Raw genomic sequence first — 23466 nt, forward strand, 5'->3', positions numbered from 1 at the left:
AACCAGGATTTTCCTGACGCCTTTCTCAGCTTTTCGTCCACGGACAGCGGCAGTGTTACCGGGGATCAAGCGTGCCTCAGTGTTTGATAAACACCTGAAAACACTGATCCAGAGCCCTCCACGCACAGTATCAATCCTGTCGATTGTTACCATTATCCTGATGAACTTTTCTCTGGAGTTACCAGGCGTAGCATTGGCTTCGTACCCACTTTCCAGCCCCCCCCCGAGGAGCACCGAACCATGAAACGCCATCTGCTGCTGAGCCTGACCCTGTCCGTACTTGCCGCCAACGCCTTCGCCCTGCCAGCCGAAGACCAGCACCTGAGCGCCGAATCGCGCTCCAGCGCCGCCACCGTCAGCCAACCGCTGAACACCTTGGCAGAAGGTGGCGCCGAGCGCCTGCAGGAGCGCGCAGGCCGTGTGGCCGAAGGCGGCTCCGAGCGTCTGCTCGAACGTAACAACCGCGTCGCCGAAGGTGGCTCCGATCGCTTGATCCAACGCAATGACCGCGTTGCCGAAGGTGGCTCCGATCGCTTGATTCAACGCAATGACCGGGTTGCCGAGGGTGGCTCGGATCGTCTGATCCAACGCAATGACCGTGTCGCCGAGGGTGGCGCCGATCGCCTCAACGAACGCAACAACCGTATCGCCGAAGGTGGCTCGGATCGTCTGGTCGAACTCAGCCGTGTGAGCTGATCGCCATGGCCGAGAACAACAACCCGCCCCACTGCGCCTGCTACCCTCCAAGCCCGGTCCATTGACCGGGCTTTGTTTTTTTATCCAGAATGCCCAGCCGTACCGTCATAGAATCCTGCCCCATGCTGCCGCGCGCCGAACAGAAGCTACAGACCCGCCAGGCCCTGCTGGATGCCGCCTGCCTGCTCATGGAGAGCGGCCGTGGCTTCGGCAGCATCAGCCTGCGCGAGGTGGCCAAGGCCGCGGGCATCGTGCCCACCGGCTTCTACCGCCACTTCCCCGACATGGATGCGCTGGGCCTGGCCCTGGTTGCCGAGGTGGACACCACTTTCCGCCAGACCATCCGCCTGGTACGCCACAACGAATTCGAGCTGGGCGGCATCACCGACGCCTCGGTGCGCATCTTCCTCGACGTGGTCGTCGCCCACCGGGCGCAGTTCCTGTTCCTCGCCCGCGAGCAATACGGCGGCTCGCAGCCAGTGCGCCAGGCCATCGCCCGCCTGCGCCAGGACATCAGCAACGACCTGGCCACAGACCTGGCACGCATGCCGCGTTGGCAGCATCTGGACGGCGCCGCCTTGGCGGTGATGGCCGACCTGGTGGTCAAGACCGTGTTCGCCACCCTGCCGGAACTGATCGACAGCCCTGAGTCGGGTCATCCACAGGCGCTGACGCCCCAGGAGAAGATCACCCAGCAACTGCGCTTCATCTTCGTGGGCGCGCGGCACTGGCAGGGGCTGGGCAATCCCGGCTGACGCGCCCACGAAGCACTTGTTACATCTGCTACCATGGCGCCCTGCCCGACCGTCACGAGCGCGACCATGTCCGACCCCCGCCCCGCATTGACCCGTTTCCAACAGCACTTCGCCGAGCGCATCGTGCCGCTGTGGCAGGGCCCTGGCTGGAACGCCGACATGGCCCTGCCGTACGAAGCCCTGGACACCCAGCACCGGCCACTGCCGGTGCAACGCTACCGGGCCATGGCCTGCGCCCGCCAGCTGTACCTGTTCAGCAGCCGCATCGGTCAACCGGGCGCCGCCGAACGCGCCGCCGCGCTGTTCCGTTCGCTGCAGAAGCACTTCCACGACGCCGAGCACGGCGGCTGGTTCTACAGCATCGACGCGCAGGGCAAGCCGTTGGACCGACGCAAGGACCTCTACACCCACGCCTTCATCGTGTTCGCCTGTGCCCATTACTGGGGCAAGGTCGGAGAAGGCCTGGTGGAAGCCACGCTCAACGGTGCCCTCGAAGTCGTTGCCGAGCAGTTCGCCCGTGACGATGGCCTGTACGAGGCCAGCCTCGCTGAGGACTGGTCGGACCTGGGCAGCGGCTCGCTGCAGAACCCGCAGATGCACCTGGCCGAGGCTTTCCTTCAGGTACTGGCCGTGCGCGAGGACGACGAGGTTCGCCAGTCGCTGCTGCAGTTGTGCGACGCGCTGCAGGTGCAATTCATCGAACAGCGCCACGGCCTGATGCTGGAGAAACCACGCGGGGCTGTGGATAACTGGTTCGAGCCGGGGCACCAGTTCGAATGGTTCTACTTGCTGGACACCTCGCCGCTGCTGCGCGGGACTGCGCTGCACGCTTCCATCACCCGCGCCTTCGACTACGCCGAGCAGTACGGTGTGAAAGATACGGCGGTGCTGGCGATGCTCGATGTGGACGGCAAGGTCATCGATGCGACCCAACGGATCTGGGCCCAGGCCGAGTACCTGCGGGCGCTGGCCTTGCGGCCAGGAAGCGAGGCGAGGTTGCTGGCGCAGCTACAGGCGCTGGAGTCGCGATTCCTGCATGACGGTGGCTGGCATGAGTGCCGTGATGGTAATGGCGCGGTCAGCCGCCACGACATGCCATCGACTACGCCGTATCACCTGGCGACCTGCCTGGAAGGCTTGCAGCGCCTGATCTGACACAATCGCGGGGCAAGCCGCTCCCACGCCATCGTGGGAGCGGGCTTGCCCCGCGATCATTGGCGTATCAGCCCTTGGCCGACCGGTCGATCGAGAACCCTGCCCAGTCCTGGCTCACTGGCATCAGCTCAAGGCTGTTGATGTTGATATGTGCCGGCTGGTTGAGAATCCAGAAGATGGTCTCGGCGATGTCCTGCGGCTGGATTGGCTCGGCGCCGGCATAGGTGGCGTCATACTTGGCTTGGTCACCGCCGAAGCGCACCAGCGAGAACTCGCTCTCGCACAGCCCCGGCTCGATATTGCTCACCCGCACGCCCGTTCCTCGCAGGTCGCAGCGCAGGCTCAGGGAAAACTGGCCGACGAAGGCCTTGGTGCCGCCATACACATTCGCGCCCGGGTACGGGTAGTTGCCCGCCACCGAACCGACGTTGAGGATCGACGCGCCACGCCCATGGGCAATCAATCGAGGCAGCAGCAGGCGAGTGGTGTACATCAGCCCCTTGATGTTGGTGTCGACCATGGTTTCCCAGTCGTCCAGGCTGCAATTCTGCGCCGCGTCCACACCCAGCGCCAGGCCGGCGTTGTTGACCAGGCCCTGCAGCTTGTCGAAGCTCGGCGGCAGGCTGGCGATGGCGGCTTCCATCGCCTGACGGTCACGCACATCGACCACCAGGCCGTGCACCTCGGTCTTGGCCGACAGTTCCTGGCACAACGCATCCAGGCGCTCCTTGCGCCGACCGGTGAGTACCAGCTTCCAGCCGGCGTCGGCGAAACGGCGGGCGGTGGCCTCGCCAAAACCGGACGTCGCGCCAGTGATGAATACGGTGGATGTCATGCTCTTCTCCTTAGCGTTGGATTGTCGTCGACAGGCCTCGCAGCATGCCCGGCGCAGGGCTCGACCACAACCGTCATCACCGCTGGTCAAAAAATGTACTAACCTCGCTGAGGCCCGTGGTAGAAGGGCTGCACCGGGCTATGCGCACCTTATCCACAAGGCTTTCCCCATGGATTGGGGGCAACTCGTCGGGTCAAGGGAACCTCTGCGCGGTGTGGACATCCGTGGATGATGGCGCAAGGCTTTCAACCATGCCGTCTCTGGCGGTCTGTCCAAGGTTTTCCCACAGCGTTATCCACAGAAATTTCCCCGCTGTGGGTAAATCCATGGGCTGCGCAAAACACATGCAAAATCATGCACAAACCGTTATTGATCAAAAAACGACCAAATGCTCGAACGCGCTGATTTATCTGGGCTGGAGCGAGGTGCCACCATGTTTTCCACAGGCGGTTCCACATAATCCGTGGAAAGTTTTCCACTTGTGGAAACAAGGGTTTGCAGTGGGGTTGTGGCGTGTTTCAAGAAAGATATGCGACAAGTTGTCCACATCTGCCGTCCGGCATAAAACGCATCGCGGGGCAAGCCCGCTCCCACAGGCCCAAATGAGGCGCTTGTGGGAGCGGGTTTGCCCCGCGATCTGTGGAATGTAACTCAGTGCCCGCCCAGATAGGCGTTACGCACCTCCTCGTTGACCAACAGCTCCTGCCCGGTCCCGGTCATGCGGATCTGCCCGTTGACCATCACATAGGCCCGGTCCGACAGCTTCAGCGCATGGTTGGCGTTCTGCTCCACAAGGAAGATGGTCATGCCGGTCTGCGCCAGCTCGCGCAGGGTGGAGAAGATCTGCTTGACCACGATCGGTGCCAGCCCCAGCGAGGGCTCATCGAGCAGCAGCAGCTTGGGCCGGCTCATCAGCGCCCGGGCGATGGCGAGCATCTGCTGCTCGCCGCCGGACATGGTCATGGCACGCTGGTTGCGCCGCTCCTTGAGCCGTGGGAACAGCTCGAACATGCGCTGCATGTCCTCACCGGCATGTTTGTCGCCAATCGGAATGGTGCCCATCATGAGGTTCTCCTCAACGGTCATGTCGGGGAACACCCGCCGCCCCTCCGGAGACTGGGCGATACCGTTGGAGGCAATGTAGTGCGACGACTTGCGGGTGATGTCGGTGCCGCGATAGACGATCTGCCCGGAGGCCGCCCGCGGCTGGCCGAAGATCGACATCAGCAGTGTCGACTTGCCCGCGCCATTGGCGCCGATCAGGCTCACCGTCTCGCCCTCGTTGATATGCATGGAGACTTTCTTCAGGGCCTGGATCGGCCCGTAGAACACATCCAGGTCCTTAAGCTCAAGAATGGGCGCACTCATATCAGCTCCTCTTCATCTGCACCCAGGTAGGCGGCGATCACCGTCGGGTTGTGGCGGATGTCCTGCGGCGTGCCTTCGGCGATCACGTTGCCGTGGTCGAGCACGACGATATGATCGGAGATGCTCATGACCATGCCCATGTCGTGCTCGATCAGCACCACGGTGATGTCGTGCTCATCGCGCAGCACGCGGATCATGCGGCTCAGGGCCTCGGTCTCCTGCGGGTTGAGGCCGGCGGCCGGCTCGTCCAAGCAGATGATCTTCGGCCGCGTGCACATGGCCCGGGCGATTTCCAGGCGGCGCTGCTGGCCGTATGACAGCTCGCCAGCCAGGCGGTTGGCGCAATCGACCAGGTCGACCACCTCCAGCCAGTAGAACGCATGGTCCAGCGCGTCGCTCTCGGCCTTGCGGTAACCCGGGGTATTGAGCACGCCGGCCAGCAGGTTGCGGTTGACCCACATGTGCTGGGCCACCAGCAGGTTTTCCACCACCGACATTTCCTTGAACAGGCGAATGTTCTGGAAGGTCCGTGCAAGACCTGCGCGGTTGACCAGGTGGGTACCGCCGAACATCTTGTAGTACAGGCGGTTGGCGAAGCGCGCCGGCGAGACGAAGTCCGCCGCCTGGAAGCGCTCGCCGAGCAGTTGGATGACGTTGGTGTGGCTGCCGCGCACGTTCAGCTCGATACGTCCGCCGCTGGCCTTGTAGAAGCCGGTGAGGCAGTTGAACACGGTGGTCTTGCCGGCGCCGTTGGGGCCGATCAGGGCGAAGATCTGGTTGCGCTTGACCTTCAGGCTGACATCGCTGAGCGCCTTGATCCCGCCGAACTGCATCATCAGGTTGTCGACCGACAGAATGATTTCGTCGCTCATGGCGCCACTCCTTTACGCGGGACCACACCGGTACGGCTGATGCGGATCAGCCCCCGCGGTCGCCAGATCATCATCAGCACCATCAGCACGCCGAACAGCAGCACCCGGTACTCGGAGAAACTGCGCAGCAGCTCCGGGGCCACGGTCAGCACGAACGCGGCGATCACCACGCCCACGGTCGAGCCCATGCCGCCGAGCACGACGATGGCGAGGATCAGTGCCGACTCGAAGAAGGTGAACGACGATGGGTTGACGAAGCCCTGGTAGGTGGCGAAGAACACCCCGGCCAAACCAGCGGTGGAGGCGCCCAGGGTGAACGCCGAGAGCTTGACCAGCACGTGATTCAGGCCCATGGAACGGCAGGCGATCTCGTCCTCGCGCAGGGCTTCCCAGGCGCGGCCCACCGGCATGCGAGTCAGCCGGTGCTTGATGTACAGCACCGCCAGCACCACCAGGAACAGCACGGCGTAGATGAACACGAACTTCAGGTTGGGGTTGTAATCGAAGCCAAAGAACTCATGGATCGGCACTCCGCCATCCTTGGCCCGGCGGCCGAACTCCAGCCCCAGGAAGGTCGGCGACGGCGCCGGCATGCCATTCGGGCCGCCGGTGAACGACAGCCAGTTGTTCAGCACCAGGCGAATGATCTCGCCGAAGCCCAGGGTGACAATGGCCAGGTAATCGCCGTGCATGCGCAACACCGGGAACCCGAGGATGCACCCCGCCAGCGCCGCGGCGATCGCCGCCAGCGGCAGCACGCTCCAGAAGCCCAGGCCCAGGTACTGGTAGCCGAGGGCCAGGCCATAGGCGCCGATGGCGTAGAACGCCACGTAGCCCAGGTCGAGCAGGCCCGCCAGGCCCACCACGATGTTAAGGCCCAGGCCCAGCAGCACGTATATCAGGCCGAGGATGACCACGGTCAGCAAGTACTTGTTGGCGAACACCGGGAACACGATGGCGATGACGATCAGCGCCGGGATGATGTAGCGCAGCCGCGACTTGTAGTCCGGCGCCAGTACATGCACGCCCGAACCACCGCTATCGAAGCCCTGGAGCATGCGCTGGCCGGTCGGTGTCTGCAGGAATAAGCTGAGGATGAAACGCCCGGCCATCACACCGCCGACCAGCCAGGCCACGCGGGCCGGTTCGGCGTTGAAGCTGTAGCCGTCAAGTACCACGCCGACGACCGGACCGAAGACGATGAGGGCCAGCAGACCGGCGACGATCGTCTCCAGCAGGCTGCGTTTGAGGTCGAAACCTTTGGTTTGGGCAACAGAGGCAGAATTGGCAGCGGACATGTTCACACCTTAGCCACGAGCGGGCGACCCAGCAGGCCTTGGGGACGGAAGATGAGGATCATCACCAGCAGCGAGAAGCTGAACACGTCCTTGTAGTCGGAGTTGATCAGGCCGGAGAACAACGATTCTGAGATCCCCAGGATAATGCCGCCGAGCATCGCCCCCGGCAGCGAGCCGATACCGCCGAGCACAGCGGCGGTGAAGGCCTTGATGCCGATGATGAAGCCGGCGTAGAAGTCGAAGGTGCCGTAGTTCATGGTGATCAGCACGCCGGCCAGCGCGGCCATCACCGCGCCGATGACGAACACGTAGGAGATCACCCGGTCGGTGTTGATGCCCAGGATCGAAGCCATCTTGCGATCCTGCTGCGTCGCTCGGCACATGCGCCCGAGCTTGGTGTACTTGATGACGTAGGTGAGCAGCGCCATGCCAACGAAGGCGGCCACCAGGATGAAGATCTTGGTGTAGGTCAGTTGCACGAAGCCGGTGCCCACTTCGATGCGCATGGCGCCTTCGAGCAGGGTCGGCACGCCTTGCTGGCGGGCGCCCTGGCTGATCTGCGCGTAGTTCTGCAGGATCAGCGAGATGCCGATGGCGCTGATCAGCGGAGCCAGGCGGGTGGAGTTGCGCAGAGGCTTGTAGGCGATGCGTTCGATGGTGAAGCCATAGACGCCGGTGACGACGATGGTGAACAACAGGGTGCCCAGCATCAGCAGCGGAAACGACTCGATACCAAAGTAGGCCAGCAATGCCAGGCTGATCGCCGCGAGGTACGCGGAGATCATGTACACCTCGCCGTGCGCGAAGTTGATCATGCCAATGATGCCATAGACCATTGTGTAGCCGATGGCGATCAGGCCGTAGACCGACCCGAGGGTCAGGCCGTTGACCAGTTGCTGCAGGAAAATACCATCCATAACGCAATCTCACCTGATTGAGATCGCACGAGCGCCGACCACGCAGGGTCCGGATGCAACGGCCCTCGCAGCGCAGAACTGTGCAGATCTACTGACAATGACAGGTACCGCGGGGCCACGGCCCGGAGCATGGCGCGCCCGGGCCGGATGCCGTTGTTATTGTTGTTTTTCCAGCTGGTGGTACTTGCCGTTGGCATCCCACTGGTAGACCACGTAGTCGGAGACGGTCAGGTCGCCCTTCTTGTCCCACTTCTTCTCGCCCATGACGGTCTTGACCGGGTTGGCCTTCAGCCACTTGGCGGCATCCTCGCCCTTGTTCGACTTGGCGCCGTTGAAGGCGGCGGCCAGGGCCTGGACCGAAGCGTAGGCGTACAGGGTGTAGCCTTCAGGCTCGGTGCCGTTCTTGCGGAACTCCTCCACCACCGCCTTGCTGTCGGGCAGCAGGCGCGGGTCGGCGCCGAAAGTCATGTACACGCCGTTGGTATACTGGGCGCCGCCGGCGGTGGCCACCAGTTCGTCGGTGACGATGCCGTCGTCGGACATGAACGCCACATCCTTCAGGCCCTGCTCGCGCAGCTGACGCACCAGCGGACCGGCCTCGGGGTGCAGGCCGCCGAAGTAGACGACATCGGCACCGGCGGCGCGGATCTTGGTGACCACGGCGCTGAAGTCCTTCTCGCCACGGGTCAGGCCTTCGTACAGCACCGGCGTGACGCCGCGCTTGATCAGCTGCGCCTTGGTGGCGTCGGCCAGGCCCTGGCCATAGGTGTCCTTGTCGTGCAGCACGACGACCTTCTTGCCCTTGAGCACATCGACGATGTAGTTGCCGGCGACGATGCCCTGCTGGTCGTCACGGCCGCACATGCGGAACATCGCATCAAGGCCACGCTCGGTTACTTGCGGGTTTGTGGAACCGGGGGTGATGGCGATCACGCCTGCGTCTGCATATACCTCGGAAGCCGGAATGGTGTTGGAAGAACAGAAGTGCCCCACTACACCAGCCACCTTGTCCTGGTCGACCAGACGGTTCGCCACGGCCACGGCCTGCTTCGGCTCGCAGGCGTCATCGCCCTTGACCAGGACGATCTTCTCGCCGTTCACGCCACCGGCCTTGTTGATCACATCGGCCGCTGCCTGCGCACCTTTCATGTACTGCTCGCCAAACGCTGCGTTGGCCCCGGTCATGGGACCCGCGACGCCGATCTTGATGTCGGCCTGAACATACGAAGAAACACCCAGTGCCGTGGCTACGGCCAGTGCCAGGAAACCTTTCTTGTAAAACGTCTGCGACATGAGGTGGTGCTCCTAGAGTATTTTTTTTGGTTGGCACTACAACTTCTCAGCCCTGTGCTCCGAGCAAGGGCCGTGCCAGTGGTTTTGTCTTCCGGGAAAACACACGACAGGGAGTGAACAGAGGCGACCGGCGGCCTTTTCTTTATTGAGCGTGCAACCGTCTACTGCGGAGCAAGCGCTACCGATACACCTAGACAAGGAGCAACCTCCGAGCGCCATCATTGCAACCCTTGCGAGTGTTAACGTGCAACCGACCTGTAACAGCGGACGTCACCGAACTGCACACCGCTGGTGCGTGACTGCTACAGGCAGCACCGTTTGAAGGCTAGCTGGCGCACGGAAAATTACCTGCAAAGGCCAGGATCGCGAGCGGCGTGGGAGCGGGCTTGCCCCGCGATCTGGCACAATGGTCGCCATTGCCCGCCTTGGAGCTTCCCCCTGATGAGCGAGAGCGCATTCGCCGAGCGCATCGTGCACAACCTGCTCGACACCGACTTCTACAAACTGACGATGATGCAGGCCGTCCTGCACAACTACCCGGACGCCGACGTCGAATGGGAGTTCCGCTGCCGCAATGGCGAGGACTTGCGGCCCTACCTGGGCGAGATCCGCAACCAGCTCGAACGGCTCAGCGAGTTGACCCTGGATGACGACCAACTGGCGTTCCTCGAGCGCATCAGCTTCCTCAAGCCGGACTTCCTGCGCTTCCTGCGCCTGTTCCGCTTCAACCTGCGTTATGTGCGCATCGGTATCGAAAACGATCAGCTGTTCCTGCGCCTGCGCGGCCCCTGGCTGCATGTGATCCTGTTCGAGGTGCCGTTGCTGGCGATCATCAGCGAGGTGCGCAACCGCCACCTGCATCCGCGCATGCGCCTGGCCGAAGCCCGCGACCAGCTGCATCGCAAGTTCGACTGGCTGCGCGCCCACGCCAGCGATGACGAACTGGCCCATCTGCAGGTGGCCGACTTCGGCACCCGCCGGCGTTTTTCCAGCCGCGTACAGGAAGAAGTAGTGCGGGTGCTGCGCGATGAGTTCCCGGGCCGTTTCGTCGGCACCAGCAACGTCGACCTGGCATGGAAACTGGATATCAAGCCCCTGGGCACCATGGCCCACGAGTGGATCATGGCCCACCAGCAGCTCGGCCCGCGGTTGATCGACAGCCAGATCGCCGCGCTGGACTGCTGGGTCCGCGAATACCGTGGATTGCTCGGCATCGCCCTGACCGACTGCATCACCATGGACGCGTTCCTCCAGGACTTCGACCTGTACTTCGCCAAGCTGTTCGACGGCCTGCGCCACGACTCGGGCGAGCCGGTGGCCTGGGCCGAGAAAGCCATCGCCCACTACCAGAAGCTGGGGATCGACCCGATGACCAAGACCCTGGTGTTCTCCGACGGCCTGAACCTGACCCGCTCGCTGGAGATCTTCCGGGCCCTGCGTGGGCGCATCAATGTCAGCTTCGGTATCGGTACCAACCTGACCTGCGACATCCCCGGTGTGGCGCCGATGAACATCGTGCTTAAAATGACCGACTGCAACGGCTCGCCGGTGGCGAAGATCTCCGACGAAGCCGCCAAGACCCAGTGCCGCGACGAGAACTTCGTCACTTACCTGCGTCACGTATTCAAAGTCCCCAGCAAGGAGTAACCCATGCAAGCCGTTCAGCAAGAGATTGCCCGGGCGCTCAAGGTGCAGCCGCCGTTCGCAGACGCCGCCGCGCTCGAGCGGGAAGTCGCCCGGCGCGTGGCCTTCATCAAGGACTGCCTGGCCAATGCCCGGCTCAAGACCCTGGTCCTGGGCATCAGCGGCGGCGTCGACTCGCTGACCGCCGCCCTGCTCGCCCAGCGTGCCATCAACGAGCTGCGCAGCGAGACCGGCGACCAGGCCTACACCTTCATCGCCGTGCGCCTGCCGTACCAGGTGCAGCACGACGAGCACGACGCCCAGGCCTGCCTGGAGGTGATCAAGGCCGACGAGGTGCACACCATCGACATCGCCCCGGCGGTGAAGGCCCTGGCGGCGGAAGTTCAGGAACTGAAAAATGGCTCGCCGACCCTGGTGGACTTCGTCGTCGGCAACGTCAAGGCGCGCACGCGCATGGTCGCCCAGTACACCGTCGCCGGTGCCCGCGCGGGCCTGGTGATCGGCACCGACCACGCCGCCGAGGCGGTGATGGGGTTCTTTACCAAGTTCGGTGACGGGGCGTGCGACCTGGCGCCGCTGAGCGGGCTGGTGAAGAACCAGGTACGAGCCATTGCGCGCAGCTTCGGCGCGCCAGAGTCGCTGGTGGAGAAGGTGCCGACCGCGGACCTGGAAGACCTCGAGCCGGGCAAGCCGGACGAGGCGTCACACGGCGTGACCTACCAGCAGATTGATGCCTTCCTGCATGGGCAGCCGGTCGATCAGGCAGCGTTCGACATCATCGTCGCCACCTACCGCAAGACCCAGCACAAGCGCGAGCTGCCGTTCGCGCCCTGAATAGCATGAGGTTGAACGTGGGAGCGGGCTTGACCCGCTCCCACAGGGTACTGCGTCAGACGTTGATTACTTGACGATGACCTTGCCCTTCATCATCGCGATGTGGCCCGGGAAGGTGCAGAAGAAGCTGTAGTCGCCACCGGCTTCCAGCTTGGTGGCATCGAACTTCACTTCGGTTTCTTTCTCAGGCGCGCCGATCATCTTGGTGTGGGCGATGATCGCGGCGTTATCGGCCTTGATGTAATCCTTGTCCAGGCCCTGGGACATGCCTTCGGTGGCGATGGCCTGCATGTCGGCGGTCTTGCTGATGACCAGGTTATGGCCCATGACGTTCTTCGGCAGGCTGCCGGAGTGGGTCAGTTTTACGGTGAACTCCTTGCAGCTCTTGTCGACGGTGATTTCCTTGGTATTGAAGGACATCTGGTCAGTCGAGTCGACAGTCACCGAGCACTTGTCAGCAGCGAAGACAGAGGCGCTGGCGAGGGTCAGCAGGGATACCGCTACAGCTTTCGCAAACATCATGAATCTCCTTGGCAGGGTTTTATCAATTGCGAGACTGCCTGAAAATCGGACGCCCGTACCTGATATGGGTCAAGGGGTGTCAAGTGGCCAGGCAGTAGATTTGTTCAATGGATTGTATACAACCAATCAAAGTGCACATCATGCCCTCTTGATAGACGATGGGACAACCTCTCATTTAGGAGTTGAATGAAATGTCCCTTTCCAGCTTCATGAACAGCCTGCTCGCCGCTTACGCTCACGGCGCCAGTGGCGCCATCTGCGAGTTCGCCCGTCCCGAATGATCCCCCTTGGAAGCGACAGGCATGCGCCTTACCCTGTGCGCGCATGTAAAGGGAGATAAGCAATGCCTGTACGTTCCGTTTGTGTCTTCTGCGGCGCCAGCATCGGTGCCAACCCCGCCTATCGCGAAGCTGCCGTGGCTCTGGGCCAGGCCATCGCACGTCGTGGCCTGACCTTGATTTACGGCGGTGGCGCGGTCGGCCTGATGGGCACCGTCGCCGATGCCGCGCTGGCTGCTGGTGGCGAAGTCATCGGCATCATTCCGCAAAGCCTGATGAACGCCGAGATCGGCCACAAGGGACTGTCCCGCCTGGAGGTGGTGGACGGCATGCACGCGCGCAAGGCGCGCATGGCCGAGCTCAGCGATGCGTTCATCGCCCTGCCGGGCGGCCTGGGCACGCTGGAGGAGCTGTTCGAGGTGTGGACCTGGGGGCAGTTGGGCTATCACGCCAAGCCGCTGGGGCTGCTGGATGTGAACGGGTTCTATGAAAAGCTGGGCGGGTTCCTCGACCATATCGTCGAAGAGGGCTTCGTGCGGCCGCAGCATCGGGCGATGCTGTTGCTGGGGCAGCAGCCGGATGAGCTGCTGGACGGGATGGATCGGTTCGAATCGCCGGTGTTGCCGAAGTGGGTCGACAAGCAGCCGGATTGAAAGCTGAGAGCCTGGGACCGCGTTGCGGTCCTTTCGCGATACAAGGCCCACGCACTTCGATCAGCGTACGCTGTATTTCTGTGGGAGCGGCCTTGTGTCGCGAAAGGGCTGCGACGCAGCCCCATGGCCGGTAGATCAGCGCGGAATGACCGGCTGGCGCGGCTTCTTGCCCTTGCCGCCCTTGGCCGCTTCCTTGCGTTCCTTGGCCGCCTGCTGGTTGCGGGCGAACGCCTCGGCCTTGGCCTTCTCGCGCTTGTCCCACGGCTTGCTGCCGTCGCTGGCGCGCGGTGGCAGGCCGGTGTGCTGGGTGAGGATCTTCTGGTCCTTGCCCACCTTGTGGCTGCCGGCCGGCGTCGAGTTCTTGCGTCGGGCGCTTTGGTAGCTGTCGGTCTGCGGCTGGTGCAGCGGGATCAATTGGTGCTTGCCCGGGCCGATCAGGTCGGCGCGGCCCATGCGCTGCAACGCTTCACGCAGCATCGGCCAGCCCTTCGGATCGTGGTAGCGCAGGAACGCCTTGTGCAACCTGCGCTGCTCCTCGCTCTTGACGATCTCCACCCCTTCGCTCTTGTAGGTGACCTTGCGCAGCGGGTTCTTGCCCGAGTGGTACATGGCCGTGGCCGAGGCCATCGGCGAGGGGTAGAACGCCTGCACCTGGTCGGCGCGGAAACCGTTGCCCTTGAGCCAAAGGGCCAGGTTCATCATGTCTTCGTCGGTGGTGCCCGGGTGCGCGGCGATGAAGTACGGGATCAGGTACTGCTCCTTGCCCGCTTCCTTCGAGAACTTCTCGAACATGCGCTTGAAGCGGTCGTAGGTGCCGATGCCCGGCTTCATCATCTTGTCCAGCGGACCACGCTCGGTGTGCTCCGGGGCGATCTTCAGGTAGCCGCCGACGTGGTGGGTGACCAGCTCGCGCACGTATTCCGGCGACTCGACCGCCAGGTCGTAGCGCAGGCCCGAGGCGATCAGGATCTTCTTCACCCCCGGCAAGGCGCGGGCCTTGCGGTACAACTCGATCAGCGAGCTGTGGTCGGTGTTGAGGTTCTCGCAGATGCCCGGGAACACGCACGACGGCTTGCGGCAGTGCTTCTCGATGTCGTGGCTCTTGCAGGCGATGCGGTACATGTTGGCGGTCGGGCCGCCAAGGTCGGAGACCACGCCGGTGAAGCCCGGCACCTTGTCGCGCATCTCCTCGATCTCGTGCAGGATCGACTCGTGGGAGCGGTTCTGGATGATCCGGCCTTCGTGCTCGGTGATCGAGCAGAAGGTGCAGCCACCGAAGCAGCCACGCATGATGTTCACCGAGAAGCGGATCATCTCGTAGGCCGGGATGCGCTCCTTGCCATAGGCCGGGTGCGGGACGCGTGCGTAGGGCATGCCGAACACATAGTCCATTTCCTCGGTGGTCATGGGAATGGGTGGCGGGTTGAACCACACATCCACGTCGCCATGCTTCTGCACCAAGGCGCGGGCATTGCCCGGGTTGGTCTCCAGGTGCAGCACGCGGTTGGCGTGGGCGTAGAGCACCGGGTCGTTGCGTACCTTCTCGAACGACGGCAGGCGGATCACCGACTTCTCGCGGGTGACGCTCGGGCTGTCGAGGATCTGCACGACCTTGGCTTCGTTCGGGTCTTCCTGCTCGCCCTTGGCCTGCTCGATGGCACAGGCCTGGGTGTCCTGGGTGTTCACGTACGGGTTGATGATCTTGTCGACCCGGCCCGGACGGTCGATGCGCGTGGAGTCGATCTCGAACCAGCCCTGCGGGGTGTCACGGCGAATGAACGCGGTGCCGCGCACATCGGTGATGTGCTCGATGCGTTCACCCTGGGACAGGCGCTGGGCGACCTCGACGATCGCCCGCTCGGCGTTGCCGTACAGCAGGATGTCGGCGCTGGCATCGACCAGGATCGAATGGCGGACCTTGTCCTGCCAGTAGTCGTAGTGGGCGATGCGGCGCAGCGAGGCCTCGATGCCGCCGAGCACGATCGGCACGTGCTTGTAGGCTTCCTTGCAGCGCTGGCTGTACACCAGGCTGGCGCGGTCCGGACGCTTGCCGGCCATGCCGCCGGGGGTGTAGGCGTCATCGGAACGAATCTTCTTGTCCGCGGTGTAGCGGTTGATCATCGAGTCCATGTTGCCCGCCGCGACGCCGAAGAACAGGTTCGGCTCGCCGAGCTTCATGAAGTCGTCCTTCGACTGCCAGTTCGGCTGGGCGATGATGCCCACGCGGAAACCCTGGGCTTCCAGCAGACGGCCGATGATGGCCATGCCGAACGACGCATGGTCGACGTAGGCGTCGCCGGTCACGATGATGATGTCGCAGGAATCCCAGCCGAGCTGATCCATCTCCTCCCTGCTCATCGGCAGGAAAGGCGCTGGCCCGAAGCATTCGGCCCAGTACTTGGGATAGTCGTAGAGTGGTTTGGCTGCTTGCATGTCAGTGACCGGTTCTAATGTGCAGGAAAATCGCGGGCGCGGAATATAGCACAAATTTTGACCAAATCCGACGGTGATGGTCGGATTCATGGACGGGCGAACAGGCCAGCGGCTTATTCGTCGTCGTCGAAGTTGTACATGCCCGGCGCGAGGTTCTCGAAGCGGGTGTACTTGCCGATGAACGCCAGGCGCACGAAGCCGATGGGGCCGTTACGCTGCTTGCCGATGATGATCTCGGCCACGCCCTTGTGCTCGGTCTCGGGGTGATACACCTCGTCACGGTAGACGAACATGATCACGTCGGCGTCCTGCTCGATCGCACCCGATTCACGAAGGTCGGAGTTGACCGGACGCTTGTTGGGCCGCTGCTCCAGGGAGCGGTTGAGCTGCGACAGGGCGATCACCGGGCAGTTGAATTCCTTAGCCAGCGCCTTGAGCGAGCGGGAGATCTCGGAAATCTCGTTGGTCCGGTTGTCACCGGCCGAACCCGGAATCTGCATCAGCTGCAGGTAGTCGACCATGATCATGGCGATCTCGCCATGCTCGCGCGCCAGCCGGCGGGTACGTGCCCGCATCTCCGAGGGGCTGATACCGGCGGTATCGTCGATAAACAGCTTGCGATCGTTGAGCAGGTTCACCGCCGAAGTCAGCCGCGGCCAATCATCGTCGTCCAGCTGGCCGGAACGCACCTTGGTCTGGTCGATCCGCCCGAGCGAGGAGAGCATACGCATGATCAACGACTCACCGGGCATCTCGAGGGAGAACACCAGCACCACCTTCTCGCTGCGCAACACGGCGTTTTCCACCAGGTTCATGGCGAAGGTGGTCTTGCCCATCGACGGACGGCCGGCAACGATGATCAGGTCGGCTGCCTGCAGGCCGCTGGTCTTCTCATCCAGGTCGGTGAAGCCGGTGGACACGCCAGTGATGTCGCTGTCGGAGTTGAACAGCGTGTCGATGCGGTCGATGGCCATGGTCAACAGCTCATTGACCCCCACCGGGCCACCGGTCTTCGGCCGCGCCTCGGCGATCTGGAAGATCTGCCGTTCGGCGTCGTCGAGGATCTCCTCGGCGTTGCGCCCCTGGGGGTTGAAGGCGTTGTCGGCGATGTCGGTGCTGATGCTGATCAGCTGACGCAGCGTGGCACGCTCGCGGATGATCGCGGCGTAGGCCTTGATGTTGGCCACCGACGGGGTGTTCTTGGCCAGCTCGGCCAGATACGCCAGGCCGCCGACCTGGGTGGACACGCCTTCCTTGTCCAGCTGCTCGTGCAGGGTCACCACGTCGAACGGCTGGTTCGCGTCCACCAGCTTGTGGATGGCGCGGAAGATCAGGCGGTGGTCATGCCGGTAGAAATCGCCGTCCGACACCTGGTCCAGTACCCGCTCCCAGGCGTTGTTGTCCAGCATCAGGCCACCGAGCACGGCCTGTTCGGCCTCGATGGAATGCGGCGGCACCTTCAGGGCGGCGGTTTGCAGGTCGAGCTGTTCGGGGGTGGTGATCTCGTTCATGGCCACGAAAGAATTCTGGGGGATGAAAAAGACAAAGGGCACGGCCTGTTAAACACAGGACCGTGCCCGATGTTAACCGTCTGACCCACAAGGAGCCAGCCAGTCAGCGCAGCTTAGGCAGCTACGACGACCACACGTACAGTGGCTTCAACGTCGCTGTGCAGGTGCACGGCTACGTCGTATTCGCCAACCTGACGGATGGTGCCGTTCGGCAGACGAACTTCAGCCTTGGCCACTTCAACGCCGGAGGCGGTCAGGGCGTCAGCGATGTCGTGGGTGCCGATCGAACCGAACAGCTTGCCTTCGTCGCCAGCGGTGGCAGTGATGGTCACTTCCAGCTCGGCCAGTTGGGCAGCGCGGCTTTCAGCCGAAGCTTTCTTCTCTGCGGCGGCTTTTTCCAGCTCGGCGCGGCGCTCTTCGAACGCGGCCTTGTTGGCGGCGTTGGCGACGGTGGCCTTGCCGAACGGCAGCAGGAAGTTACGGCCGTAGCCGGACTTGACTTTAACGATGTCGCCCAGGTTGCCCAGGTTGGCGACTTTTTCCAGCAGGATCAGTTCCATTTGGTAAAACCTCTTAACTTTTAACCTTCACCGTTCGCGGAGTCGTCACCCTGTGAAGGGGACTTGCGACCGCGAAAATCAATCAGGCTGTCGACAATGGCCAAAACCACGAGCAACGGATACATCAGCTGCATGAGCAGCGGCAGCGTCACGTACATCCCCACCAGCCAGAACCCGGCCAGTCGCCCTTGCGCCACCAGCCCGTGAATCAGGGCGATGCCAGCGAGCAGCAGCACCAGGCTGGAGGCGGTGGCGAGGACGATGAACGGCGAGCCGAGAAACGGACCGAGCACCATCAACGACACCAGCACCAGCATTGGCACCAGTGGCAGCCTCAGATCGCGAAACTCGCGACCGAAACCGCCGGGGTTGTACAACGCCGCCTGCCAATAGCGCGCCAGCATCAGAGCCAGCAGGCTGAACAGCTGCAGCATTACCGCACTGGAAGCGACCAGCAAAGGGCCGATCAGCTCACCAGGTAGTACCGGTTGGCCCTCGATCTGCGGCAGGGCTTTTTCAAGCGCCTTGGCCAGCACCTCGAAGGTCTCGCGCATCACCGCGTCCAGGATCAGGCTGTACAGCAAGCCTAATGCGACACTGGACAGCAGCACCCGGGTCCAGGAATGTCCGGCCCGCAACAAGGCGGCCAGACCCAGCGTTCCCAACAGCACCAGCAAGGTGCTCAGTTCGCCGAAGTACGCCAGGACCATCGCTGGCAAAAGGCCCCAGGCGATGATCGATGACGCGTCCTTGAAACCGCGCCGCAGGAACACCAGGCTCCCGGCGGCGGCACTCAACCAGAACAGCAGCGGCAGTACCGCGCTGATGACCACCACGAGGGTGGCCTGCACACGACCGCGCATGATGAAACTTGCCAACGCTCGCATGCCTATCCCTTGCTACTTAGTCGACGACCCGGTCTCAGCGGCCGTGGCTGTCGGTGTAGGGCAGCAGGGCCAGGAAGCGGGCGCGCTTGATAGCGGTAGCCAGCTGACGCTGATAACGAGCTTTGGTACCGGTGATGCGGCTTGGAACGATCTTGCCGGTTTCGGATACGTAAGCTTTCAGGGTGTTGAGATCTTTGAAGTCGATCTCTTTCACGTCTTCAGCAGTGAAGCGGCAGAATTTACGACGACGGAAGAAACGTGCCATGTGATTGGCTCCTCAAAAGGTCCGTGGATTACTCGTCAGCGTTATCGCTGTTGTCGCTGTCATTGCTGTCGTCGCCTTCGGCGCCATCAGCATGCTCAGGACGTTCGCGACGCTCACGGCGCTCGCTGCGGTTCTCTTCGGCCTTGAGCATCTCGGACGGGCCGGTAACGGCTTCGTCACGACGGATGACCAGGTTACGGATCACGGCATCGTTGTAGCGGAAGTTGTCTTCCAGCTCGGCCAGGGCCTTGCCGGTGCACTCAACGTTCAGCATCACGTAGTGAGCCTTGTGAACATTGTTGATTGCGTAGGCCAGTTGACGACGGCCCCAGTCTTCCAGACGGTGGATCTTGCCGCCGTCTTCTTCGATCAGCTTGGTGTAACGCTCAACCATGCCGCCGACTTGCTCGCTCTGGTCCGGGTGAACCAGGAAGATGATTTCGTAATGACGCATGAATGCTCCTTACGGGTTAGTAGTCTGCCAGCTACCTGGTCAGACAAGGAGTGAATGACACTTGTATGTCTTGCCCTGGCGAGAAGGCGCATGCGCGCCTGCCAGCTCGGCAAGGGGCGCAATTGTAGAGAAGGCTGGAGGGACAAGCAAGGAGGCTGGCGAATATTTGAACAGTCGGAAACATATTCGCCCGCCGAAGCGATTCCCGCGAGGGCGGGCTCGTGGAAGCCCACCCCAGGGGAGGAATCAGCGCTTGACCTGACGCTGCCTCACGGCCTCGAACAGGCACACCCCGGTCGCCACCGAGACGTTCAGGCTGCTGACGCTGCCCGCCATCGGCAGCTTGACCAGGAAATCGCAGTGCTCGCGGGTCAGACGGCGCATGCCCCTGCCTTCGGCGCCCATGATCATCACCAGCGGGCCGGTCAGGTCCTGCTGGTAAATCTCCTGCTCGGCCTCGCCGGCAGTGCCGACCACCCACAGACCGCGCTGCTGGAGTTTTTCCAGGGTACGGGCCAGGTTGGTCACGGCCACCAGCGGAATCACTTCCGCGGCGCCGCAGGCCACCTTGCGCACCACCGGCGTCAGGGTCGCCGACTTGTCCTTGGGCACCACCACCGCCGTGGCGCCGGCGGCATCGGCGGTGCGCAGGCAGGCGCCGAGGTTGTGCGGGTCGGTGACACCGTCCAGGACCAGGATCAGCGGCGGCGTCTCGGTGCGCTCGAGCAGTTCCTCGAGCATCAGTTCGCCCCAGACCTGGCTCGGGCTCACCTCGGCGACCACGCCTTGGTGCACGCCCTCGACCCAGGCGTCGAGCTCACGACGCTCGGCCTGGCCGACCTGGACGCGGTTTTCCGCGGCCAGGGCGAGCAAGGCCTGGATGCGCGGCTCGCTGCGCCCCTCGGAAAGCCAGATCTGCTTGACGCGCTTGGGGTGGTGCTGCAGCAGCGCCTGCACAGCATGCACACCGTAGATCTTTTCCAGCTGACTCATGACTTGCTCTTGCCCTTACGTGGCGCGCCGGACTTCGACGGCCCCTTGCGATGCTTGGTCTTGCCCGACGACTTGGCGCCCTTCTCCGCCTTGCCACCGGCGTGAGCGCTGTGCTTGGCGTCGCTCATCAGCGCCCTCTTCATCTCGCGACTCTTGCGCACCTCGGCGTTGCGCTGCACCGCGTCTTTCGGGAAGTACGCCTCGGCGGTTTCGCTCTTGCGGCTGCGCGGCTTGGGCGAGATCTTCGCCTCGGGCGCCGCTGCCGGCTCCGGCGCGGCCTTGCCGACAGGCGCGGCGGACTTGCGGCCGACCGGCGCGTTGACGGTGGCCTCGGACATTTCGAAATCGATCTTGCGCTGCTCGAGATCGACGCGCATGACCTTGACCTCGACCGTATCGCCCAGGCGGAAGCTGCGACCACTGCGCTCGCCCGACAGACGGTGATGTACCGGATCGAAGTGGTAGTAATCACCCGGCAGGGCGCTGACATGCACCAGGCCTTCGACGTAGATGTCGGTCAACTCGATGAACAGGCCGAAACCGGTCACCGCAGTGATCACGCCGGGGAAGGTCTCGCCCACGCGATCACGCATGTACTCGCACTTGAGCCAGTTGACCACGTCGCGGGTGGCCTCGTCGGCACGGCGCTCGGTCATCGAGCACTGCTCGCCCATCTGCTCGAGGGTGTTCTCGTCGTACGGGTAGATGCGCGCCTTGGGGATGCTCATGGCGCCGGCACGCTTGACGTGCGGGGTGTCGACCTTGGAGCGGATCACACTGCGGATGGCGCGGTGCACCAGCAGGTCCGGGTAGCGGCGGATCGGCGAGGTGAAGTGGGTGTAGGCCTCGTAGTTCAGGCCGAAGTGGCCGTTGTTCTCGACGCTGTACACCGCCTGGCTCAGCGAGCGCAGCATGACGGTCTGGATCAGGTGGAAGTCCGGACGCCCGGCGATGCTCGCCAGCAGTTGCTGGTAGTCCTTGGGCGATGGATCCTTGCCCTTGTGCAGGGTCAGGCCCAGTTCGCCGAGGAAGGCGCGCAGTTTTTCCAGGCGTTCCGGCGGCGGACCGTCGTGCACGCGGTACAGCGCAGGCACGTTGTGCTTCTGCAGGAATTCGGCGGTGGCGACGTTGGCCGCCAGCATGCATTCCTCGATCAGCTTGTGAGCATCGTTGCGCACCGTCGGACGAATTTCGTCGATCTTGCGGTCTTCGCCGAAGATGATCCGGGTTTCCTGGGTTTCGAAGTCGATCGCGCCACGGGTGTGACGGGCATCGACCAGCACCTTGTACAGGTTGTACAGGTTCTTCAGGTCCGGCAGGACTTCCTTGTACTCCTCGCGCAGCGCCTTGCCCTCGCGGGTGCGGGCATGCTCGAGCATGCTGCTGACCTTGTTGTAGGTCAGGCGCGCGTGGGAGTGGATAACCCCTTCGTAGAACTGGTAGTCGACCATCTGGCCGGCCTTGTTCATGGTCATTTCGCAGACCATGGCCAGGCGATCGACGTGCGGGTTCAGCGAGCACAGGCCGTTGGACAGCTCCTCGGGGAGCATCGGCACCACGCGCTCGGGGAAGTACACCGAGTTGCCGCGCTGCTGGGCCTCGACGTCCAGGGCCGAGCCCAGGCGCACATAGCTGGAGACGTCGGCGATCGCCACGTACAGGCGCCAGCCGCCGGAGAACAGGCGCAGCTTGCCCAGCGGTTCGCAATAGACGGCGTCGTCGAAGTCGCGGGCATCCTCGCCGTCGATGGTGACGAACGGCAGGTGGCGCAGGTCGACGCGCTTCTCCTTGTCCTTCTCCTCGACTTCGGAGCGGAACTTGCGCGCTTCCTTGATCACGTCCTTCGGCCAGACATGCGGAATGTCATAGCTGCGCAGGGCAATGTCGATCTCCATGCCCGGCGCCATGTAGTTGCCGATCACCTCGACCACGTCGCCCTGGGGCTGGAAGCGTGGGGTTGGCCAGTGGGTGATCTTGATCGACACGAACTGACCGATCTTGGCGCCGCCGTTGCGCCCGGCGGTGACCAGCACTTCCTGCTGGATCTTGGGGTTGTCCGGGGTCACGTAGCCGATGCCGCCTTCTTCGAAGTAGCGGCCGACCACGCTTTCATGGGCGCGGGAGATGACTTCGACCAGCACGCCTTCGCGCCGGCCACGGCGGTCGACGCCGGACACCCGGGCCAGGCCGCGGTCGCCGTCGAACACCAGGCGCATCTGCGCCGGGCTGAGGAACAGGTCCTCGCTGCCGTCATCGGGGATCAGGAAGCCGAAACCATCACGGTGGCCGGATACGCGGCCGCAGATCAGGTCGAGCTTGTCCACCGGGGCATAGGTGCCGCGCCGGGTATAGATAAGCTGACCATCGCGCTCCATGGCACGCAGGCGGCGGCGCAGGGCTTCGATCTGGTCTTCTTCATAAAGACCGAACTCTTCGGCCAGCTGTTCACGGGCAGCCGGTTCGCCACGGTCGGCGAGGCGCTGCAGGATCAGCTCACGGCTGGGGATGGGGTTGTCGTATTTTTCCGCTTCGCGAGCGGCCTCGGGATCGAGGGATTGCCAATCGGCCATCAGAAAGGGTTCACCTTGGGGTATATAGAATGGAATTCTGGCATAGGCGTATTGAAACCGGAAATGTCAGCCTTGGACAGCCCCGGCAGCGTGTCCGTCATGCGGCAATAGGCCTGCGGAATCAACAAGTTGAATTTTTTGAATTTTTTTTCGTTCGGGGGGTTTACAGGCATCAGGGGCGTCCGTATAGTGCGCACCACAACGACGGACAACCCCGAAGTTGTAGTAGAGATGAACGACGCTGTAAAGCATCTTGTAATCTCGAATGTGTGCCCAGGTGGCGGAATTGGTAGACGCGCTGGTTTCAGGTATCAGTGGCTTAACGGCCGTGGAAGTTCGAGTCTTCTCCTGGGCACCAAATTTTTCAAGTAACAGATGACCAAGGATCTGTTACTACTGTGTGAAAGCGAACGATAGTCGCCTTCACCAGATGATGCAAAGCTTTGCCCAGGTGGCGGAATTGGTAGACGCGCTGGTTTCAGGTATCAGTGACTTAACGGTCGTGGAAGTTCGAGTCTTCTCCTGGGCACCATACAAAAACCCACTAGCTTGCTAGTGGGTTTTTTCTTGCCTGCGATTTTGTATCGCGGGGCAAGCCCTATCCCATGGTCGACCCATGAATTTCCCGTCATGCGCCCATTTGAGAAACAATTTCGTTTACCATTGTTTCCAA

General features: G+C 62.8%; 21 protein-coding genes and 2 tRNA genes. 8 read left to right on the plus strand and 15 right to left on the minus strand.

Annotated elements, in window-relative coordinates; genetic code table 11:
* The first annotated feature begins 240 nt into the window (after nt 1–240).
* The 3 genes from AC25MA_RS03320 (at nt 241) to AC25MA_RS03330 (ending at nt 2606) form a co-directional block, all read left to right on the plus strand.
* A complete protein-coding gene (locus AC25MA_RS03320; protein ID WP_062360867.1) occupies nt 241–696 on the plus strand; it encodes a hypothetical protein in 456 nt (151 codons plus the stop codon).
* A gap of 122 nt (nt 697–818) precedes the next feature.
* Nucleotides 819–1451, plus strand: a complete 633-nt coding sequence (locus tag AC25MA_RS03325) for a TetR family transcriptional regulator (protein ID WP_028688237.1) — start codon at nt 819–821, stop codon at nt 1449–1451.
* A gap of 66 nt (nt 1452–1517) precedes the next feature.
* Complete coding sequence (locus AC25MA_RS03330; protein ID WP_241411178.1) at nt 1518–2606, plus strand: AGE family epimerase/isomerase; 1089 nt, start codon at nt 1518–1520, stop codon at nt 2604–2606.
* Between the two features lie 67 nt (nt 2607–2673).
* On the opposite strand, the gene AC25MA_RS03335 is transcribed toward AC25MA_RS03330, so the two are convergent.
* The 6 genes from AC25MA_RS03335 to AC25MA_RS03360 all read right to left on the minus strand — a co-directional run bounded on the left by AC25MA_RS03335 (nt 2674) and on the right by AC25MA_RS03360 (nt 9189).
* On the minus strand, nt 2674–3441 hold the full coding sequence (locus AC25MA_RS03335; protein WP_023629361.1) for an SDR family oxidoreductase: 768 nt from the start codon (nt 3439–3441) through the stop codon (nt 2674–2676).
* A gap of 651 nt (nt 3442–4092) precedes the next feature.
* Nucleotides 4093–4809: an ABC transporter ATP-binding protein gene (locus tag AC25MA_RS03340; RefSeq protein ID WP_028688239.1), complete on the minus strand. Its 717-nt coding sequence runs from the start codon at nt 4807–4809 to the stop codon at nt 4093–4095.
* The gene (locus AC25MA_RS03345) at nt 4806–5681 is read right to left on the minus strand and encodes an ATP-binding cassette domain-containing protein (protein ID WP_050707124.1); all 876 of its coding nucleotides are present in this window, start codon (nt 5679–5681) and stop codon (nt 4806–4808) included. Before AC25MA_RS03345 ends, AC25MA_RS03340 begins: the two co-directional genes overlap by 4 nt.
* Nucleotides 5678–6979, minus strand: coding sequence for a high-affinity branched-chain amino acid ABC transporter permease LivM (livM, locus tag AC25MA_RS03350; RefSeq protein WP_028688241.1), 1302 nt, complete (start codon nt 6977–6979; stop codon nt 5678–5680). Before livM ends, AC25MA_RS03345 begins: the two co-directional genes overlap by 4 nt.
* 2 nt (nt 6980–6981) lie before the next feature.
* Nucleotides 6982–7896, minus strand: coding sequence for an ABC transporter permease subunit (locus tag AC25MA_RS03355; RefSeq protein WP_028688242.1), 915 nt, complete (start codon nt 7894–7896; stop codon nt 6982–6984).
* Nucleotides 7897–8052: 156 nt separating this feature from the next.
* Complete coding sequence (locus AC25MA_RS03360) at nt 8053–9189, minus strand: branched-chain amino acid ABC transporter substrate-binding protein (protein ID WP_088852049.1); 1137 nt, start codon at nt 9187–9189, stop codon at nt 8053–8055.
* A 441-nt stretch (nt 9190–9630) separates the two neighbouring features.
* On the opposite strand from AC25MA_RS03360, the gene pncB reads away from it, so the two are divergent.
* Nucleotides 9631–10836 carry a nicotinate phosphoribosyltransferase gene (gene pncB, locus AC25MA_RS03365; protein ID WP_028688244.1) on the plus strand — a complete coding sequence of 402 codons (1206 nt, stop codon included), beginning with the start codon at nt 9631–9633 and terminating at the stop codon, nt 10834–10836.
* 3 nt (nt 10837–10839) lie between these two features.
* A complete protein-coding gene (gene nadE / locus AC25MA_RS03370; RefSeq protein ID WP_028688245.1) occupies nt 10840–11667 on the plus strand; it encodes an ammonia-dependent NAD(+) synthetase in 828 nt (275 codons plus the stop codon).
* Between the two features lie 66 nt (nt 11668–11733).
* On the opposite strand, the gene azu is transcribed toward nadE, so the two are convergent.
* Nucleotides 11734–12186 (minus strand): azurin, encoded by a 453-nt coding sequence (azu, locus tag AC25MA_RS03375; protein ID WP_028688246.1) that lies wholly within the window; start codon nt 12184–12186, stop codon nt 11734–11736.
* 346 nt (nt 12187–12532) lie between these two features.
* On the opposite strand from azu, the gene AC25MA_RS03380 reads away from it, so the two are divergent.
* Nucleotides 12533–13120, plus strand: coding sequence for a cytokinin riboside 5'-monophosphate phosphoribohydrolase (locus tag AC25MA_RS03380; RefSeq protein ID WP_069016481.1), 588 nt, complete (start codon nt 12533–12535; stop codon nt 13118–13120).
* 135 nt (nt 13121–13255) lie between these two features.
* Here the strand turns inward: AC25MA_RS03380 and AC25MA_RS03385 are convergent, their stop codons facing one another.
* From AC25MA_RS03385 to rnr, 8 genes are all read right to left on the minus strand, one after another.
* Nucleotides 13256–15553, minus strand: a complete 2298-nt coding sequence (locus AC25MA_RS03385; RefSeq protein ID WP_062572683.1) for a YgiQ family radical SAM protein — start codon at nt 15551–15553, stop codon at nt 13256–13258.
* A gap of 113 nt (nt 15554–15666) precedes the next feature.
* Nucleotides 15667–17064: a replicative DNA helicase gene (gene dnaB / locus AC25MA_RS03390; protein WP_486971785.1), complete on the minus strand. Its 1398-nt coding sequence runs from the start codon at nt 17062–17064 to the stop codon at nt 15667–15669.
* Between the two features lie 113 nt (nt 17065–17177).
* Entirely contained in the window at nt 17178–17624 is a 447-nt protein-coding gene (rplI, locus tag AC25MA_RS03395) for a 50S ribosomal protein L9 (protein WP_028688249.1), read from the minus strand.
* Between the two features lie 20 nt (nt 17625–17644).
* The gene (locus AC25MA_RS03400; protein WP_069016483.1) at nt 17645–18511 is read right to left on the minus strand and encodes a YybS family protein; all 867 of its coding nucleotides are present in this window, start codon (nt 18509–18511) and stop codon (nt 17645–17647) included.
* 34 nt (nt 18512–18545) lie between these two features.
* Nucleotides 18546–18776: a 30S ribosomal protein S18 gene (rpsR, locus tag AC25MA_RS03405; RefSeq protein ID WP_003249563.1), complete on the minus strand. Its 231-nt coding sequence runs from the start codon at nt 18774–18776 to the stop codon at nt 18546–18548.
* Nucleotides 18777–18804: 28 nt separating this feature from the next.
* Entirely contained in the window at nt 18805–19230 is a 426-nt protein-coding gene (gene rpsF, locus AC25MA_RS03410) for a 30S ribosomal protein S6 (RefSeq protein ID WP_011535936.1), read from the minus strand.
* Between the two features lie 246 nt (nt 19231–19476).
* On the minus strand, nt 19477–20223 hold the full coding sequence (gene rlmB / locus AC25MA_RS03415; RefSeq protein WP_028688251.1) for a 23S rRNA (guanosine(2251)-2'-O)-methyltransferase RlmB: 747 nt from the start codon (nt 20221–20223) through the stop codon (nt 19477–19479).
* Nucleotides 20220–22793 (minus strand): ribonuclease R, encoded by a 2574-nt coding sequence (gene rnr / locus AC25MA_RS03420; protein ID WP_486971786.1) that lies wholly within the window; start codon nt 22791–22793, stop codon nt 20220–20222. The genes rlmB and rnr overlap by 4 nt, the downstream gene beginning before the upstream one ends.
* A 271-nt stretch (nt 22794–23064) precedes the next feature.
* Between rnr and AC25MA_RS03425 the strand changes: the two genes are divergently transcribed.
* Nucleotides 23065–23151, plus strand: a tRNA-Leu gene (locus AC25MA_RS03425).
* An 87-nt stretch (nt 23152–23238) separates the two neighbouring features.
* Nucleotides 23239–23325: transfer RNA gene (locus tag AC25MA_RS03430), tRNA-Leu, on the plus strand.
* The last annotated feature ends 141 nt before the right edge of the window (nt 23326–23466 follow it).

It is taken from the genome of Pseudomonas sp. P65(2024), from assembly GCF_057480955.1.